This window comes from Pseudomonas sp. IT-P4 (assembly GCF_949767755.1).
In the GTDB taxonomy this organism is placed as follows: Bacteria; Pseudomonadota; Gammaproteobacteria; order Pseudomonadales; family Pseudomonadaceae; genus Aquipseudomonas; species Aquipseudomonas monachiensis.
The window spans coordinates 1-1,388 of record NZ_CATKPX010000070.1; the positions used below are offsets into that span (position 1 = coordinate 1).

Here is a 1,388-nt window from a genome sequence, read left to right on the forward strand (position 1 = left end):
ACAGTCGACACCAGCGTCACCGATGAGCCATCAGGCCAAGGCGACAAGGTCACCGTCAGCATCGAAGGCAATGGCGGCGTACAGGAAAACCTCGCGCCGACCTTCACCGTCAAGGTCGACCAGAAACTCGATCACGACCTCAAGGTCACCCTGAGCAATGGCGACACCGTCACCATCGAAGCGGGCAAATTGTCGGCCATCTACACCGCACCGGTGCAGGGCGACGACGTCTACAGCGACCCAAGTAACCTGAGCCTGACCGTCGGCTCGGCCAGCGTCGACGGCAAGGCCTTCGAAAATCTGGTGATCGACGGTACCGCGGCCAATGTGGCCATCACTGACACCGTCAGCGAAGTGATCGCCACCCTGACCGCCGACAAGTCCACCGTAGCCGAAGGTGGTCAAGTCACCTACACCGTGACCCTGACCAACGCAGCCGGTCTGCCGTTGAACAATCACGGTGAACTCACCTTCACCCTGACCGACGGCACCAAGATCACCGTCCCGGCCAATACTGCGACCGGTACGGCGACCATCAACGCTGCCGACGACGTGTTCACCGGCGGCCAGGCGCCGATCGTCAACAAACTGGAATCGGTTACCGGCGCGGACAACTTCGAAAAACTCACCCTGAGCCAGACCGCAGTCGACACCACCGTCACCGATGAGCCATCAGGCCAGGGCGACAAGGTCACCGTCAGCATCGAAGGCAATGGCGGCGTACAGGAAAACCTCGCGCCGACCTTCACCGTCAAGGTCGACCAGAAACTCGATCACGACCTCAAGGTCACCCTGAGCAACGGCGACACCGTCACCATCGAAGCGGGCAAATTGTCGGCCATCTACACCGCACCGGTGCAGGGTGACGACGTCTACAACGACCCAAGTAACCTGAGCCTGACCGTCGGTTCGGCCAGCGTCGACGGCAAGGCCTTCGAAAACCTGGTGATCGACGGCACCGCGGCCAACGTGGCCATCACCGACACCGTCAGCGAAGTGATCGCCACCCTGACCGCCGACAAGTCCACCGTGGCTGAAGGCGGCCAAGTCACCTACACCGTGACCCTGACCAACGCAGCCGGTCTGCCGATCAATAACCACGGCCCGTTGGAGTTCACCCTCTCCGATGGCACCAAAATCACCGTCCCAGCCAATACCGCGACTGGCACGGCGACCATCGCCGCTGCCGACGACGTCTTCACCGGCGGCCAGGTGCCGATCGTTAACAAACTGGAATCGGTTACCGGCGCGGATAACTTCGAAAAACTGACCCTGAGTCAGACCGAGGTCGCAACCACGGTCACCGACGAACCCGGTTCGGGCACCCCGACCGACAATCAGGGCGACAAGGTCACGGTGAGCATCGCCAGCAACGGCGATGTACAGGA

Annotated in this window: 1 protein-coding gene; it reads left to right on the top strand. The window is 61.6% G+C overall.

Annotated features, from left to right (window positions below):
• A partial coding sequence (locus tag ACM6IT_RS24580) for an immunoglobulin-like domain-containing protein (protein ID WP_414918878.1) occupies positions 1-1,388 on the top strand: 1,388 nt, incomplete at both ends.